This window comes from Streptomyces sp. NPDC014656 (assembly GCF_043084305.1).
GTDB lineage: Bacteria > Actinomycetota > Actinomycetes > Streptomycetales > Streptomycetaceae > Streptomyces.
Genome location: NZ_JBIBZN010000016.1, coordinates 58,980 through 73,468 on the forward strand (window position 1 = coordinate 58,980; position 14,489 = coordinate 73,468).

General features: G+C 72.8%; 17 protein-coding genes. 16 read left to right on the plus strand and 1 reads right to left on the minus strand.

Features of this window, described 5'->3' with window-relative positions; genetic code table 11:
- Positions 1–72: 72 nt before the first annotated feature.
- Positions 73–2,031, plus strand: a complete 1,959-nt coding sequence (gene ftsH, locus ACF1ED_RS29960; RefSeq protein WP_391765706.1) for an ATP-dependent zinc metalloprotease FtsH — start codon at positions 73–75, stop codon at positions 2,029–2,031.
- A 12-nt stretch (positions 2,032–2,043) separates the two neighbouring features.
- Here the strand turns inward: ftsH and ACF1ED_RS29965 are convergent, their stop codons facing one another.
- Entirely contained in the window at positions 2,044–2,769 is a 726-nt protein-coding gene (locus tag ACF1ED_RS29965) for a methyltransferase type 11 (RefSeq protein ID WP_391765708.1), read from the minus strand.
- Positions 2,770–3,133: 364 nt separating this feature from the next.
- On the opposite strand from ACF1ED_RS29965, the gene ACF1ED_RS29970 reads away from it, so the two are divergent.
- From ACF1ED_RS29970 to dprA, 15 genes are all read left to right on the plus strand, one after another.
- The gene (locus tag ACF1ED_RS29970) at positions 3,134–3,727 is read left to right on the plus strand and encodes a hypothetical protein (RefSeq protein ID WP_043229367.1); all 594 of its coding nucleotides are present in this window, start codon (positions 3,134–3,136) and stop codon (positions 3,725–3,727) included.
- Between the two features lie 154 nt (positions 3,728–3,881).
- A complete protein-coding gene (gene rpsP, locus ACF1ED_RS29975) occupies positions 3,882–4,313 on the plus strand; it encodes a 30S ribosomal protein S16 (RefSeq protein ID WP_200427178.1) in 432 nt (143 codons plus the stop codon).
- A 2-nt stretch (positions 4,314–4,315) separates the two neighbouring features.
- The gene (locus ACF1ED_RS29980; RefSeq protein WP_005311361.1) at positions 4,316–4,555 is read left to right on the plus strand and encodes an RNA-binding protein; all 240 of its coding nucleotides are present in this window, start codon (positions 4,316–4,318) and stop codon (positions 4,553–4,555) included.
- Positions 4,556–4,633: 78 nt separating this feature from the next.
- Positions 4,634–5,206 carry a ribosome maturation factor RimM gene (gene rimM / locus ACF1ED_RS29985; RefSeq protein WP_391765711.1) on the plus strand — a complete coding sequence of 191 codons (573 nt, stop codon included), beginning with the start codon at positions 4,634–4,636 and terminating at the stop codon, positions 5,204–5,206.
- Positions 5,203–6,024, plus strand: coding sequence for a tRNA (guanosine(37)-N1)-methyltransferase TrmD (gene trmD, locus ACF1ED_RS29990; RefSeq protein WP_391765713.1), 822 nt, complete (start codon positions 5,203–5,205; stop codon positions 6,022–6,024). Before rimM ends, trmD begins: the two co-directional genes overlap by 4 nt.
- A gap of 127 nt (positions 6,025–6,151) precedes the next feature.
- A complete protein-coding gene (gene rplS / locus ACF1ED_RS29995; protein ID WP_030496989.1) occupies positions 6,152–6,502 on the plus strand; it encodes a 50S ribosomal protein L19 in 351 nt (116 codons plus the stop codon).
- A gap of 69 nt (positions 6,503–6,571) precedes the next feature.
- Positions 6,572–7,414 (plus strand): signal peptidase I, encoded by an 843-nt coding sequence (gene lepB / locus ACF1ED_RS30000; RefSeq protein WP_391765715.1) that lies wholly within the window; start codon positions 6,572–6,574, stop codon positions 7,412–7,414.
- A complete protein-coding gene (gene lepB / locus ACF1ED_RS30005) occupies positions 7,407–8,417 on the plus strand; it encodes a signal peptidase I (RefSeq protein WP_391765717.1) in 1,011 nt (336 codons plus the stop codon). The genes lepB (ACF1ED_RS30000) and lepB (ACF1ED_RS30005) overlap by 8 nt, the downstream gene beginning before the upstream one ends.
- Positions 8,353–9,324, plus strand: coding sequence for a signal peptidase I (lepB, locus tag ACF1ED_RS30010; RefSeq protein WP_391765896.1), 972 nt, complete (start codon positions 8,353–8,355; stop codon positions 9,322–9,324). Before lepB (ACF1ED_RS30005) ends, lepB (ACF1ED_RS30010) begins: the two co-directional genes overlap by 65 nt.
- A 53-nt stretch (positions 9,325–9,377) precedes the next feature.
- Positions 9,378–10,133: a signal peptidase I gene (gene lepB, locus ACF1ED_RS30015; protein WP_391765719.1), complete on the plus strand. Its 756-nt coding sequence runs from the start codon at positions 9,378–9,380 to the stop codon at positions 10,131–10,133.
- The gene (locus tag ACF1ED_RS30020) at positions 10,130–10,708 is read left to right on the plus strand and encodes an NUDIX hydrolase (RefSeq protein WP_391765721.1); all 579 of its coding nucleotides are present in this window, start codon (positions 10,130–10,132) and stop codon (positions 10,706–10,708) included. Before lepB (ACF1ED_RS30015) ends, ACF1ED_RS30020 begins: the two co-directional genes overlap by 4 nt.
- 55 nt (positions 10,709–10,763) lie before the next feature.
- Positions 10,764–11,072 (plus strand): DUF2469 domain-containing protein, encoded by a 309-nt coding sequence (locus ACF1ED_RS30025; RefSeq protein ID WP_005311352.1) that lies wholly within the window; start codon positions 10,764–10,766, stop codon positions 11,070–11,072.
- Positions 11,073–11,186: 114 nt separating this feature from the next.
- Positions 11,187–11,552, plus strand: a complete 366-nt coding sequence (locus ACF1ED_RS30030; RefSeq protein ID WP_391765723.1) for a YraN family protein — start codon at positions 11,187–11,189, stop codon at positions 11,550–11,552.
- A gap of 1 nt (position 11,553) precedes the next feature.
- Positions 11,554–13,167, plus strand: a complete 1,614-nt coding sequence (locus tag ACF1ED_RS30035) for a YifB family Mg chelatase-like AAA ATPase (protein WP_391765725.1) — start codon at positions 11,554–11,556, stop codon at positions 13,165–13,167.
- Complete coding sequence (dprA, locus tag ACF1ED_RS30040; protein WP_391765727.1) at positions 13,164–14,360, plus strand: DNA-processing protein DprA; 1,197 nt, start codon at positions 13,164–13,166, stop codon at positions 14,358–14,360. Before ACF1ED_RS30035 ends, dprA begins: the two co-directional genes overlap by 4 nt.
- Positions 14,361–14,489 lie beyond the last annotated feature (129 nt).

Genomic DNA, 14,489 nt, shown 5'->3' on the forward strand with positions numbered 1-14,489 from the left:
CCGGACCACCCGGAATGCCGCCTTTGTCGTGATCTTCGATACTGAGGCCACTGCCGCCCCGAGGAGAGCCCAGTGGCCAACCCCGTACCCCCGCGCGACCGGACCGACCAGCCCTGGCGCTCGGAAGGGGCCCCGCCACCCCCCTCGCCGAAGAAGCGGATGCCGGGAGGCTGGGGCGGCCTCGTCCTCACCGCCCTCGTCGTCTACCTGATCGCCAACGTCGTGCTGTCGTTCTTCAACGAGGGCGACGGGCCGACGATCTCGTACACCGAGTTCGACAAGCAGGTCGCCGCCGGGAACGTCACCAAGATCTACTCCAAGGGCGACGCCATCCAGGGCCAGCTGAAGGAGAAGCAGCCGGTTCCCGACGGCAAGGGCGACTACACCAAGTTCCAGACCCAGCGGCCCGCCTTCGCCGACGACGACCTCTGGGCGCAGCTGACCGAGCAGAAGGTGACCGTCACCGCCGAGCCCGTGGTGCAGGAACGGTCCTTCCTCGCCAACCTCCTCCTCTCGCTCGCCCCGATGCTGCTCCTCGTCCTCCTCTGGGTCTTCATCGCCCGCCGGATGAGCGCCGGCATGGGCGGGGCCGGCGGCATGCTCGGCCGCAAGCAGCCGCCCAAACCCGTCGAGGTGGAGAGCGGCAAGCGCACCACCTTCGCCGACGTCGCCGGCATCGACGAGGTCGAGGGCGAGCTCAACGACGTCGTCGACTTCCTGAAGAACCCGCAGGCCTACCGCGAGATGGGCGCCAAGATGCCGCGCGGCGTCCTCCTCGCCGGCCCTCCCGGCACCGGCAAGACCCTCCTCGCGCGGGCCGTCGCCGGCGAGGCCGGGGTGCCCTTCTTCTCCGCCTCCGCCTCCGAGTTCATCGAGATGATCGTCGGCGTCGGAGCCTCCCGGGTCCGCGAGCTCTTCGCCGAGGCACGCAAGGTCGCCCCCGCGATCATCTTCATCGACGAGATCGACACCATCGGCCGGGCCCGCGGCGGCGGCTCCGGCATGGGCGGCCACGACGAACGCGAGCAGACGCTCAACCAGATCCTCACCGAGATGGACGGCTTCACCGGCTCCGAGGGCGTCATCGTGCTCGCCGCCACCAACCGCGCCGACGTCCTCGACCCGGCCCTCACCCGCCCCGGCCGCTTCGACCGGATCGTCCACGTCAACCCGCCCGACCGGGGCGGCCGCGAGGCCATCCTCAGGATCCACACCCGGCAGATCCCGCTCGCCAAGGACGTCGACCTGGAGCAGGTCGCCCGCACCACCCCCGGCATGACCGGCGCCGAACTCGCCAACCTCGCCAACGAGGCCGCCCTCCTCGCCGTCAAGCGCGAGCAGCGGGCCGTCACCCAGTCCGACCTCTCCGACGCCCTGGAGAAGGTCCAGCTCGGCGCCGAACGCCCGCTCGTCATGCCCGAGGAGGAACGCCGCCGCACCGCCTACCACGAGAGCGGCCACGCCCTCCTCGGCATGCTCCAGCCCGGCGCCGACCCCGTCCGCAAGATCACCATCGTGCCCCGCGGCCGCGCCCTCGGCGTCACGCTGTCCACGCCCGACGCCGACAAGTACGCCTACACGGAGGAGTACCTGCGGGGCCGGATCATCGGCGCCCTCGGCGGCATGGCGGCCGAGCGGGTCGTCTTCGGCGTCATCACCACCGGCGCCGAGAGCGACCTCGAACAGGTCACCGGCATCGCCCGCGGCATGGTCGGCCGCTGGGGCATGAGCGAGACCGTCGGCCGCCTCACCGCCATCCCGAGCGACGCCCAGCAGGCGTACGGCCTCTCCGCCGCCCCCGCGACCCTCGACACCGTCGACGCCGAGATGCGCCGGATCGTCGACGAGTGCTACGAGGACGCCGTCCGCCTCCTGCGCGAGCACCGCGACAAGCTCGACGCCCTCAGCGCCGCGCTGCTCGCCGAGGAGACGCTGGAGGAGGAGGCCGCCTACCGCGCGGCGGGCATCGAACGGCCCGACCCGAACGCCCCCGAGCCGGGAGTCGGACCCAACCCGGAGACGCCCGCCTGAGCCGCCCGGCCCCTACACCACGCGCGCGACCACGTACCGGAAGACGTTCGGCATCCACACCGTGCCGTCGGGACGCCGGTACGGGGCCAGGGCCTCCTCGATCTCCTTCTCCACCTGCGGGAGGTCGGTGACCCGCACGGCCGCGTCGAAGGCGCCGGTGGACAGCAGCCCGCGCACCGCGCTCGCCTCGTCGGCGTACCCGAAGGGGCAGGCGACCCGCCCCGCGCCGACCGGCCGCAGCCCGGCCCGCACGGCCAGCGCGCCCAGGTCGGCACGGGGGGAGGGGCGCCGGTCCGCCAGCCGGTCCGCGAGCCGCAGCAGCGGCTCCGTCGCGCACCGCTCCGGCGGCCCCCAGCCGGCCAGCACGACCGCCGTGCCCGGTTGGGCCGCCCGGGTGAGGTCGGCCGGCCCGAAGGAGGTGCGGTCGGCCGCGTGGAAGGCGGTGACCACGTCGTACGGACCGTCCTCCGGCACGCCCCGGGTGACCGTCACGGTGTCGGGGAGGCGGGTCCTGGCCAGCTCCACGCGCGCGTGGTCCCCCTCCGCCCCTGCGGCCGAGGCACCGCGCGCCGCCGCCATCAGCAGGCCGAGGCCGGTGCCGCAGTCCAGGCCCAGCAGGCGGGTGCCGGGGCCCACGCCGAGGCGTTCGTAGGCCGCCTCGTAGAGCGGGACGAGCATCCGCTCCTGGATCTCGGCCCAGTCGCGCGCGGGGTGGTGCGGGACGAGCGTAGGTGTCATGGATCAGGCCCCATTCCGTGCCGGACGACAGCCCCCCGTAGCCAGGGAACTGCGCTTCGCGCCCGGCGTCCAGTGCTCGCGCCGGACGACTCCGGACGAGTTCGGGCCACCTCCCGCGCGCCCCGGCGCACGGGGCCAGGGGAGCGCGCGCCCGCGCGGGAGGGGCCGGTGCCCGAACTCGGGCACCGGCCCGGTAGTGTCCCCTTCCACACCGCTCCGGCGCGCGTGACATGACCGCGCGCCGGGGCGTATGCGCCGCTGTGCACCAGCTCCGGACGCCTGGGTACCGACTGACGGGTACGTGCAAAATATTTGAGTTGCCCCGGAATGGAACCCGGAAGGGATCCGGCTCGTTGTACCCGACGTGAGCACGACACCACCTGTCCTCGCCGCAGAGCTGGCGCAGGCGTGGGCCGACATTCAGCGGCACCACCCCGAGCTGCCGGACCTCGCCGCGCCCGAGTCCCTGATCGGAGAGTCCTCGTCCGCCTGCGGCGCCGAGCTCTCCTTCGAGCGACTGCTCCACGAGGCAGTCCACGGCATCGCCGCCGCCCGGGGTGTCCGCGACACCTCCCGCGCCGGCCGCTACCACAACCGCAGATTCCTCGCGATCGCCGAGGAGATGGGCCTCGACCACCCCGAGGAGCCGCACGCCAGCAGCGGCTTCTCCCTGGTCACGCTCAACCCCGAGGCGAAGCGGCGGTACCGGCCCACCATCGAGCGGCTCCAGCGCGCCCTCAAGGCGCACACGGTCGCCACGGCCTCCGACACCAAGCGCTCCTTCCGTGGACCGGCCGCCCGGCACGGCTCCTCGGGCGGCGGCGTCCGCGTCAAGGCCGTCTGCGACTGCGGGCGCAACGTGCGCGTGGTGCCCTCGGTGCTCGCACAGGCCCCGATCGTGTGTGGCGGCTGCGGCAAGCCCTTCCGGATCCCCGAGACGGTGGGCGCCGCCGGCTGACCTGGCGCGGTGTGGCACAATGGTCAGCTGTACTCGACAGTCGCACAGGACCCCTCTCTCCTCCGGCTGACGCGTCCATCGGGCACCCGAGTACCGCAACCCCACGTGGCATCTCAAGTGCCCCACCACGTCAAGACCAGGAGACACCACTCCAGTGGCAGTCAAGATCAAGCTCAAGCGCCTCGGCAAGATTCGCCAGCCGCACTACCGCATCGTCGTCGCCGACTCGCGCACCCGCCGTGACGGCCGCGCGATCGAGGAGATCGGCCTCTACCACCCGACGTACAACCCGTCGCGCATCGAGGTCGACTCCGAGCGCGCGCAGTACTGGCTCTCCGTCGGCGCCCAGCCGACCGAGCCCGTCCTCGCCATCCTGAAGCTCACCGGCGACTGGCAGAAGCACAAGGGCCTCCCGGCCCCGGAGAAGGCCCTGCTCACCCCGGTGACCAAGGAAGAGAAGCGCGCTTCCTTCGACGAGTTCGCCAAGGCGCTCGAGGGCGCCGAGGACAAGGGCGAGGCCATCACCCCGAAGGCCAAGAAGGCGAAGGCGGACGAGGCCGAGGCCGAGTCCACCACCGAGGCCTGATCATGCTCGAGGAGGCTCTCGAGCACCTCGTGAAGGGCATCGTCGACAACCCCGACGACGTGCAGGTCGCCTCGCGCAACCTGCGTCGCGGCCGCGTGCTGGAGGTCCGGGTCCACCCCGACGACCTCGGCAAGGTGATCGGCCGCAACGGCCGCACCGCTCGCGCGCTGCGCACCGTCGTGGGCGCCATCGGCGGCCGTGGCATCCGCGTCGACCTCGTCGACGTGGACCAGGTCCGCTGAAAGTTTGACACCGGCACGGGCCGGGGAGGGCAGACCGCCCACCCCGGCCCGTTGCCGTACGACAGGAAGAGTTCACCAGTGCAGTTGGTAGTCGCGCGGATCGGCCGCGCCCACGGAATCAAGGGCGACGTCACCGTGGAGGTGCGCACCGACGAGCCCGAACTGCGGCTCGGCCCCGGCGCCGTCCTGCTCACCGACCCGGCCTCCGCCGGTCCGCTGACCATCGAGTCCGGCAAGGTGCACAGCGGCCGGCTGCTGCTGCGCTTCGAGGGCGTCCGCGACCGCAACGCCGCCGAGGCGCTCCGCAACACCCTCCTCATCGCCGAGGTCGACCCCGAGGAACTCCCCGAGGAGGAGGACGAGTACTACGACCACCAGCTCGTCGACCTCGACGTGGTCCTCGCCGACGGCACCGAGATCGGCGTCATCACCGAGATCTCCCACCTGCCCTCGCAGGACCTGTTCATCGTCGAGCGCCCCGACGGCACCGAGCTGATGATCCCCTTCGTGGAGCAGATCGTCACCGAGATCGACCTGGAGAACCAACGGGCCGTCATCGACCCGCCGCCCGGCCTCATCGACGACCGCGCCGAGATCGCCTCCGCCCGCGACGCCGAAGAGGGCGACGCCGAGGAGGACAGCCAGGCATGAGGCTCGACGTCGTCACGATCTTCCCCGAGTACCTCGAACCGCTGAACGTCTCCCTCGTCGGCAAGGCACGCGCGCGCGGACAGCTCGACGTCCACGTCCACGACCTGCGGCAGTGGACGTACGACCGGCACAACACCGTCGACGACACCCCCTACGGCGGCGGCCCCGGCATGGTCATGAAGACCGAGCCCTGGGGCGAGGCCCTCGACCAGACCCTCGCCGACGGCTACGACGCCGGAGCCCACGGCCCCGTCCTCGTCGTCCCCACCCCCAGCGGCCGCCCCTTCACCCAGGAACTCGCCGTCGAGCTCTCCGAACGGCCCTGGCTGATCTTCACCCCGGCCCGCTACGAGGGCATCGACCGCCGCGTCATGGACGAGTACGCCACCCGCGTGCCCGTCTACGAGGTCTCCATCGGCGACTACGTGCTCGCCGGCGGCGAGGCCGCCGTCCTGGTGATCACCGAGGCCGTCGCCCGCCTCCTCCCCGGCGTCCTCGGCAACGCCGAGTCGCACCGCGACGACTCCTTCGCCCCCGGCGCCATGGCCAACCTCCTCGAAGGCCCCGTCTACACCAAGCCCCCCGAGTGGCGCGGCCACGCGATCCCCGACGTGCTGGTCAGCGGCCACCACGGCAAGATCGCCCGCTGGCGCCGCGACGAGGCCTTCCGCCGCACCGCCGCCAACCGGCCCGACCTCATCGAGCGCTGCGACCCCGCCGCCTTCGACAAGAAGGACCGCGAGACCCTCTCGATCCTCGGCTGGGCTCCCGAGCCCGGCGGCCGGTTTTGGCGCAGGGTCGAGGGCGTGGAAGAATAGGCGACTGCCGTACGTCCGGCGCGCGCCCCTGCCACAGGGGGAGCCGCCCGCCATCGACCGTACGGCGCTCCCATGATTCGTACGTCACCGCTGATGGCCTGTGGCATCGGCGAGGAAAGAGACCTCCATGGCCTCCCTGCTCGACCAGGTGAACGCGGCTTCGCTCCGCTCCGACCTGCCCGCCTTCCGTCCCGGCGACACCGTGAACGTCCACGTGCGCGTCATCGAGGGCAACCGCTCCCGTATCCAGCAGTTCAAGGGCGTCGTCATCCGCCGCCAGGGCTCCGGTGTCTCCGAGACCTTCACCGTCCGCAAGGTCTCGTTCTCCGTCGGCGTCGAGCGCACCTTCCCGGTGAACAGCCCGATCTTCGAGAAGATCGAGCTCGTGACCCGCGGTGACGTCCGTCGCGCCAAGCTCTACTACCTCCGTGAGCTGCGCGGCAAGGCCGCCAAGATCAAGGAGAAGCGCGACAACTGAGCTCCGGCTCACCCCTCGCGCGACGCTTCACGCTCCACGTACAGGCGGGCCGGATAGGCTCACCCCCCGATGGACACCGAAGCACAGCACACGGAGCGCGACCCCTCGTCCCCGGCGGATCCCCCACCGGATCCCGCCCCGGACGACGGGTCGCGCTCCGTGCGCGTTTCCGGGGCGCCCGAGGAGCCGGACACCGGCGACACCGACGCCGGGCACGGCCCCTCCTGGCGCAGGACGGGCCTGCTGGGCGCCGCCTGCGTGGTCTTCCTGCTGCTGCTCAGCCACTTCGTGGCCCAGCCGTTCCTGATCCCCAGCGGCTCCATGGAGCCCACCCTCCAGGTCGGGGACCGGATCCTGGTCAACAAGCTGGCGTACCGTTTCGGCAGCGAGCCGCGCCGGGGGGACGTCATCGTCTTCGACGGCACCGGATCCTTCGTCCAGGAGGAGCCGGCGGGCGATCCCGTCACCGGCCTGCTGCACGACACCGCCGCCGCCCTCGGACTCGCGGCCCCCGACGAGACCGACTTCGTGAAGCGGGTCGTCGGCACCGGCGGCGACCGGGTCGTCTGCTGCGACAGCACCGGCCGGATCACCGTCAACGGCGCCCGGGTCCAGGAGCCGTACCTCACCCCCGGCGACCGTCCCTCCGACGTGCCCTTCGACATCGTCGTCCCCCCCGGCACCCTCTGGGTGATGGGCGACCACCGCAGCCAGTCCAGCGACTCCCGCGACCACCTCGGCAGCCCCGGCGGCGGCGTGGTCCCCGTCGACCAGGTCATCGGCCGCGCCGACTGGACCGTCTGGCCCTTCGGCCGCTGGACCACCGTGACCGGTACCGACGCGTACGACTCCGTACCGCCGCCACCCGCCGGCGGACACCAGGTCGGCCCCCGGGGGAGGGGACATGGGTAGCCGCGGCCGCCGGGCGGCCGGCGAACCGGACGGAACCGAGGCGCCGCCGCCCGGCCGCGCCGAACGCCGCAGGCTCGCCCGCAAGGTCAAGCGGCGCCGGCAGCGCTCCGCGCTCCGCGAGATCCCCATCCTCGTCGGCGTCGCGGTGCTGATCGCGCTCGTCCTCAAGACCTTCCTCGTCCAGGCGTTCGTCATCCCCTCCGGCTCCATGGAGCAGACGATCCGGATCCACGACCGGGTGGTCGTCGACAAACTCACCCCGTGGTTCGGCTCCGAGCCCCGGCGCGGCGACGTCGTGGTCTTCAAGGACCCCGGCAACTGGCTCCACCAGGAGACCGCCCCCGCCGCCGAGGACCCCATCGGGATCAAGCAGCTCAAGCAGGCGCTGACCTTCATCGGCCTGATGCCCTCCGCCGACGAGCGGGACCTCATCAAGCGGGTGGTCGCGGTCGGCGGCGACACCGTCCGCTGCTGCGGCGAGGACGGACGGATCACCGTCAACGGAGTCCCGCTGGACGAGCCGTACCTCAACCCCGGCGACAAGCCGTCCACGATCCCCTTCGACGTGAAGGTCCCCGAGGGCCGGATCTTCGTCCTCGGCGACCACCGCTCCGACTCCGCCGACTCGCGCTACCACCTGGACGAGCCGGGCCGGGGCACCGTCGCCGTGGAACAGGTCGTGGGCCGCGCCGTGGTGATCGCCTGGCCGCTCGGCCACTGGCGCGGCCTGGAGGAGCGGGACACCTTCGCCGCCGTGCCGGACGGACGTACGACCTCCGAGACCGCGCTCGGCATGTCGCATAGTGTGTCCTCGCGGAACGTGAACGGAATGCCCTGGCCGCCGACCCCTGCGGAACTCCTGCTCGTTATGGGAGTGGCGGGCCTGTCCCTGTTCCGGGACGGGCAGTTGCACGGAGTGAGGAGTGGACGTGGGGGAAGTGGCCGTCGGCGCGCGTTCCGGACACGACGGGCCCGAGGACAGGGCCGACGGGGCCAGAGGTGAGAACGTGACGGAAGAGAACACCAGCCGCGACGGGAACCCGTCGTCCGGCGAGCGGCCGGAGGGGACCGGCGGTCCCGGCGACACCGGTACCGACAGCGGCGGGAACGGCGACACCGGCGAGAACGGCGCACCTCCGAGGAAGCAGCGTTCCTTCTGGAAGGAACTGCCCCTCCTCATCGGCATCGCGCTGATCCTCGCCCTGCTGATCAAGACCTTCCTGGTGCAGGCGTTCTCGATTCCCTCGGAATCGATGATGAACACCCTGAAGAAGGGCGACCGGGTCCTCGTCGACAAGCTGACCCCCTGGTTCGGCTCCGAGCCCGAGCGCGGCGAGGTCGTCGTCTTCCACGACCCGGGCGGCTGGCTGGAGACCGCGGAGACCCCCAAGCCCAACGCGGTCCAGAAGTTCCTCAGCTTCATCGGCCTCATGCCGTCCGCCGAGGAGAAGGACCTCATCAAGCGGGTCATCGCCGTCGGCGGCGACACCGTCTCCTGCAAGGAGGGCGGCAAGGTCGTCCTCAACGGCAAGGAGCTCGACGAGACCGCCTACCTCTACCCCGGCTCCGTCCCCTGCCAGGACTCCTTCGGCCCGATCAAGGTCCCCCAGGACCGCATCTGGGTCATGGGCGACAACCGGCAGAACTCGCTCGACTCCCGCTTCCACCAGGAGCTCCCCGGCGGCGGCACCATCGCCGAGGACCAGGTCGTCGGCCGCGCCGTGGTCGTCGCCTGGCCGGTCACCCGCTGGGCCACCCTCCCGGTCCCGGACGTCTTCGACCAGCCCGGCCTCGACCAGCCCGCGGCCGCCGCCCCGGCGATGGCCCCGGCCGCGGCCGGCCTCGCCGGAGCGCTCCCCCTGGTGCTCTGGCGCCGCAAGAAGCGGGCCGCACGGCATACCGCCGAGTAGCTTTCCGCGGGTAGGGTGCCGTCCCAGATCGTCGACGGACCCCTGGGGTGCACATGAGCGGAACGACCAAGAACCGCGACGGCCACGGCCGGCTCGGCAGCGTGCTGTCCGGGCTGGCCGTGGCCGTCGGCTGTCTGCTCTTCCTCGGCGGCTTCGCCGGAGGAGCCCTGCTCTACCAGCCCTACACCGTGCCCACCGGCTCCATGGCCCCCACCCTCGCCACCGGCTCCAAGGTCCTCGCCCAGCGGATCGACGGCGACGAGATCCGACGCGGCGACGTCGTCGTCTTCAAGGACCCGCTGTGGGGCGACGCGACCATGGTCAAGCGGGTCGTCGGCATCGGCGGCGACACCGTCGCCTGCTGCGGCACCGGCGGCCGCCTCACCGTCAACGGCACCCCGCTCGACGAGCCCTACCTGGGGACCGGGGCGGGCGGCCCGGGCGGCATCGTCCCCGAGGAGTTCAGCGCCACCGTCCCCGAGGACAGCCTCTTCCTCCTCGGCGACGACCGCACCACCTCCCTCGACTCCCGCAGCCACCTGGAGGACGCCGCCCAGGGCTCGGTGCCCCGCTCCACCGTCGTCGCCCGCGTCGACTCCGTCGTCTGGCCGCTCGACGGCGGCCTCGTGGACCGCCCGGCCGCCTTCGCCGCCCTCCCCGGCGGCGTCTCCGCCCCCGGCCCCGTCGGCCTCCTGCTCACCGCCATCGCCGCCGGCGCCTTCCTCATCCTCGCCGGCGCCGCCTACGGCCCCCTCGCCACACTGCTGGGAGCGCGCCGCAAGCCCGCGGGGGAGAAGGTGAAGGCATGACGAGCGGCACGGGCTCGGCTCTGGACGGTGCGGGGTCGGCTTCGGGCGGTACGGGCTCCGCTTCCGGTGGTACGGGCGGGGCCGGCGACACGGTCCGGCAGGTCGCCCGGGTGATCCTGCTCGACCCCGACGACCGCGTCCTGCTCCTGCACGGCCACGAACCCGACGACCCCACCGACACCTGGTGGTTCACCCCCGGCGGCGGACTGGAGGGCGACGAGACCCGCGCCCAGGCCGCCCTGCGCGAACTCGCCGAGGAGACCGGCCTCACCGACGTCGAACTCGGCCCCGTCCTCTGGCGACGCCGCTGCTCCTTCCCCTTCGCCGGCCGCCGCTGGGACCAGGACGAGTGGTACTACCTCGCCCGCACCCACCACACCGGCCCCGTACCCGGACCCCGGGCCCTCACCGAGCTCGAGACCCGCAGCCTCTCCGGCCTGAGATGGTGGACCTCCGCCGAACTGTCGGCGGCCCATGAGACCGTGTACCCCATCAGGCTCGCCGAGCTGCTGCGCACGCTGCTCGACGAGGGACCCCCGACCGTGCCCGTCGTTCTCGCCCCGGAAATCGTCTAGGGGTACGGACGACTGGCGCACAATGGGGAGACGCACGGCTGAAGGGGAACATGCCATGAGCGCCGAGGACCTCGAGAAGTACGAGACCGAGATGGAGCTGAAGCTCTACCGGGAGTACCGCGACGTCGTCGGGCTGTTCAAATACGTGATCGAGACCGAGCGCCGTTTCTACCTCACCAACGACTACGAGATGCAGGTGCACTCGGTCCAGGGCGAGGTCTTCTTCGAAGTCAGCATGGCCGACGCCTGGGTCTGGGACATGTACCGGCCCGCCAGGTTCGTCAAGCAGGTCCGCGTCCTCACCTTCAAGGACGTCAACATCGAGGAGCTCAACAAGAGCGACCTCGAACTGCCCGGCAGCTGACCCCGCTCCTCTCACCCGTGTGAGTGAGCCGGTCTCCCGCGACCGCCCACTCGTCCACAGCCCCGCACACGCCCAGGACCACCTCCGTCACAGTCGGTGACGGAGGTGGTCCTCATGAACGCGACCCAAGCACTCGGACGGTACGGAGAAGAACTGGCGGCCCGCCGGCTCACCGAGACCGGCCTGCACATCCTCGCCCGCAACTGGCGCTACGGCCGGGCGGGAGAGATCGACATCGTCGCCCGCGACGGCGAGACCCTCGTCATCTGCGAGGTCAAGACCCGACGGATCGGCGCCTTCGAGCACCCCATGGCCGCCGTCACCCCCCACAAGACGGCCCGGCTCCTGTACCTCGCCGCCTGCTGGCTCGACCGCACCGGCACCCCGCCACCCGCCGGCGGCGTCCGCATCGACCTCATCGGCATCGTCCTGCCCCGGCGCGGCGCCCCCGTCCTCACCCACGCCCAGGGGGTGGCCTGAGATGGGATTCGCCCGCACCTGCTCCGTCGCCCTCGTCGGCGTCGAAGGCGTCGTCGTCGAGGTCCAGGCCGACCTCGAACCCGGCGTCGCCGCCTTCACCCTCGTCGGCCTCCCCGACAAGAGCCTCAGCGAGAGCCGCGACCGCGTCCGCGCCTCCGTCGTCAACTCCGGCGCCGAATGGCCCCAGAAGAAACTCACCGTCGGACTCAGCCCCGCGTCCGTCCCCAAGAGCGGCAGCAGCTTCGACCTCGCCGTCGCCGTCGCCGTCCTCGGCGCGGCCGAGCGGATCGACCCCCGCTCCATCGCCGACCTCGTCCTCATCGGCGAACTCGGCCTCGACGGACGCGTCCGACCCGTCCGCGGCATCCTCCCCGCCGTCCTGGCCGCCGCCGACGCCGGCTACCACCAGGTCGTCGTCCCCGAACAGACCGCCGGCGAAGCCTCCCTCGTACCCGGCGTCTCCGTCCTCGGCGTCCGCACCCTCCGCCAGCTCATCGCCGTCCTCGCCGACGAACCCGTCCCCGACGAGGACCCCGCCGAACACGGCAGGCCCGACGCCATGCTCGCCGGACTCCTCGTCCCCGGCGCCGGCATCGGCACCGGACTCGCCCCCGACCCCGGCGAAGGCCCCGACCTCGCCGACGTCGCCGGACAGCACACCGCCCGCCGCGCCCTGGAGATCGCCGCCGCCGGCGGCCACCACCTGCTCCTCACCGGACCACCCGGCGCCGGCAAGACCATGCTCGCCGAACGGCTCCCCGGCATCCTCCCGCCCCTCACCCGACAGGAATCCCTCGAAGTCACCGCCGTCCACTCCGTCGCCGGCATCCTCCCGCCCGGCGAACCCCTCGTCCGCCGCGCCCCCTACTGCGCGCCCCACCACTCCGCCACCATGCAGTCCCTCGTCGGCGGCGGAAACGGCATCCCCAGGCCCGGCGCCGTCTCCCTCGCCCACCGGGGCGTCCTCTTCCTCGACGAAGCCCCCGAGTTCTCCACCAAATCCCTCGACGCCCTCCGCCAGCCCCTCGAATCCGGGCACGTCGTCATCGCCCGCACCGCCGGAGTCGTCCGCCTCCCCGCCCGCTTCCTCCTCGCCCTCGCCGCCAACCCCTGCCCCTGCGGCCGCCACACCCTCCACGGCGCCGGCTGCGAATGCCCGCCCTCCCTCGTCCGCCGCTACCAGGCCCGCCTCTCCGGCCCCCTCCTCGACCGCGTCGACCTCCGCGTCGAAGCCGAACCCGTCACCCGCGACGACCTCCTCGGCCGCGGCGGCCGGGGCGAACCCACCGCCACCGTCGCCGACCGCGTCCGCGAAGCCCGCGCCCGCACCACCGCCCGCCTCACCGGCACCCCCTGGACCCTCAACAGCGAGATCCCCGGCCACGAACTCCGCACCCGCTACCTCGCCGCCCCCGGCGCCCTCGCCCACGCCGAACGTGACATCGAACGAGGACTCCTCACCGCCCGCGGCCTCGACCGCGTCCTCCGCGTCGCCTGGACCATCGCCGACCTCGCCGGACACGACCGCCCCGACCACGACGACATCACCCACGCCCTCGAACTCCGCACCGGCATCGCCCGAGGCGTCCCCCTCACCACCGGAGACCGGCCGTGACCGACCACCACCCCGCCGAAACCCCCGCCCCCGCCTCCGATGCCGCCTCCGACGCCGAACGCCTCGCCCGCGCCGCACTCACCCGCATCCTCGAACCCGGCGACGAACAAGCCGGCCACGCGCTGCGCACCCACGGAGCCGTCCGACTCCTCACCCTCCTCCGCGACCCCCGGGAACCCCCGCCGCCCGGCACCGGACCCCGCCGCCTCGCCGGCTGGCGCCACCGCGCCCGCACCACCGCCCCCGAGGCCGACCTCGACCACATCACCCGGCTCGGCGGCCGCTTCCTCGTCCCCGGCGACCCCGACTGGCCCACCCAGCTCGACGACCTCGGCGACGCCCGGCCCGTCGGCCTCTGGATCCGGGGCCCCGCCCCGCTGCGCACCTGGGCGCTGCGCTCCGTGGCCCTCGTCGGCGCCCGCGCCTGCACCCCGTACGGCGCGCACACCGCCGCCGAGCTCGCCACCGGCCTCAGCCGCCACGGCTGGATCGTCGTCTCCGGCGCCGCCTACGGCATCGACGGAGCCGCCCACCGCGGCGCCCTCGCCGCCGGCGGAGCCACCGCCGCCGTCCTCGCCAACGGCGTCGACACCCCCTACCCCCGAGGCCACGGCGGACTCCTCGACCGCATCGGCCGACAGGGACTCCTCATCGGCGAACTCCCACCCGGCAGCCACCCCACCCCCAGCCGCTTCATCCTCCGCAACCGCGTCATCGCCGCCCTCACCCGCGGCACCGTCGTCGTCGAGGCCCGGCACCGCAGCGGCTCCCTCGTCACCGCCCGCGCCGCCACCCGCCTCGGCCGCCACACCATGGGCGTCCCCGGCCCCGTCACCAGCGCCCTCTCCGCCGGCGTCCACGAGCTGCTGCGCGACGGCGCCACCCTCGTCACCGACGCCGACGAGATCGTCGAACTCGTCGGCGCCATCGGAGACCTCGCCCCCGCCCGACGCGGGCCCGTCCTGCCCCGCGACCTCCTCGACCCCGCCGCCGCCCAGGTCCTCGAAGCCCTCCCGGTCCACCCGCCGGCACCCGCCACGGAGATCGCCCGCCGTGCCGGGACCGGACCCGACGAGGCCCTCGCCCGGCTGTACGAACTCCACGCCCTCGGCCACGCCGAGCGGGACGGCGACGGATGGAGGTTGACGAACAGCGGCAAGCCGGTGTCGAACGCGCGGCGAGGCGGTCCTTGACCCGGCGCATTCGGGTGAAAAGGTGAGGCCGATGAACAACCGAGTCCTCTCGGCCGCACCAGCGGGGCCGAAACGCGCCACGGCCCCGGTTCGAAGATGTGGCCGACCGCGTCCACCCGGACCGGCGCG

Bases quoted from the DNA above. Each gene is read 5' to 3' on its own strand.
- ACF1ED_RS29965 (WP_391765708.1), bottom strand. From the start codon at position 2,769: ATGACACCTACGCTCGTCCCGCACCACCCCGCGCGCGACTGGGCCGAG.
- ACF1ED_RS29980 (WP_005311361.1), top strand. From the start codon at position 4,316: ATGCTCGAGGAGGCTCTCGAGCACCTCGTGAAGGGCATCGTCGACAAC.
- trmD (WP_391765713.1), top strand. From the start codon at position 5,203: ATGAGGCTCGACGTCGTCACGATCTTCCCCGAGTACCTCGAACCGCTG.
- rplS (WP_030496989.1), top strand. From the start codon at position 6,152: ATGGCCTCCCTGCTCGACCAGGTGAACGCGGCTTCGCTCCGCTCCGAC.
- lepB (WP_391765715.1), top strand. From the start codon at position 6,572: ATGGACACCGAAGCACAGCACACGGAGCGCGACCCCTCGTCCCCGGCG.
- lepB (WP_391765717.1), top strand. From the start codon at position 7,407: ATGGGTAGCCGCGGCCGCCGGGCGGCCGGCGAACCGGACGGAACCGAG.
- lepB (WP_391765719.1), top strand. From the start codon at position 9,378: ATGAGCGGAACGACCAAGAACCGCGACGGCCACGGCCGGCTCGGCAGC.
- ACF1ED_RS30020 (WP_391765721.1), top strand. From the start codon at position 10,130: ATGACGAGCGGCACGGGCTCGGCTCTGGACGGTGCGGGGTCGGCTTCG.
- ACF1ED_RS30025 (WP_005311352.1), top strand. From the start codon at position 10,764: ATGAGCGCCGAGGACCTCGAGAAGTACGAGACCGAGATGGAGCTGAAG.
- ACF1ED_RS30030 (WP_391765723.1), top strand. From the start codon at position 11,187: ATGAACGCGACCCAAGCACTCGGACGGTACGGAGAAGAACTGGCGGCC.
- ACF1ED_RS30035 (WP_391765725.1), top strand. From the start codon at position 11,554: ATGGGATTCGCCCGCACCTGCTCCGTCGCCCTCGTCGGCGTCGAAGGC.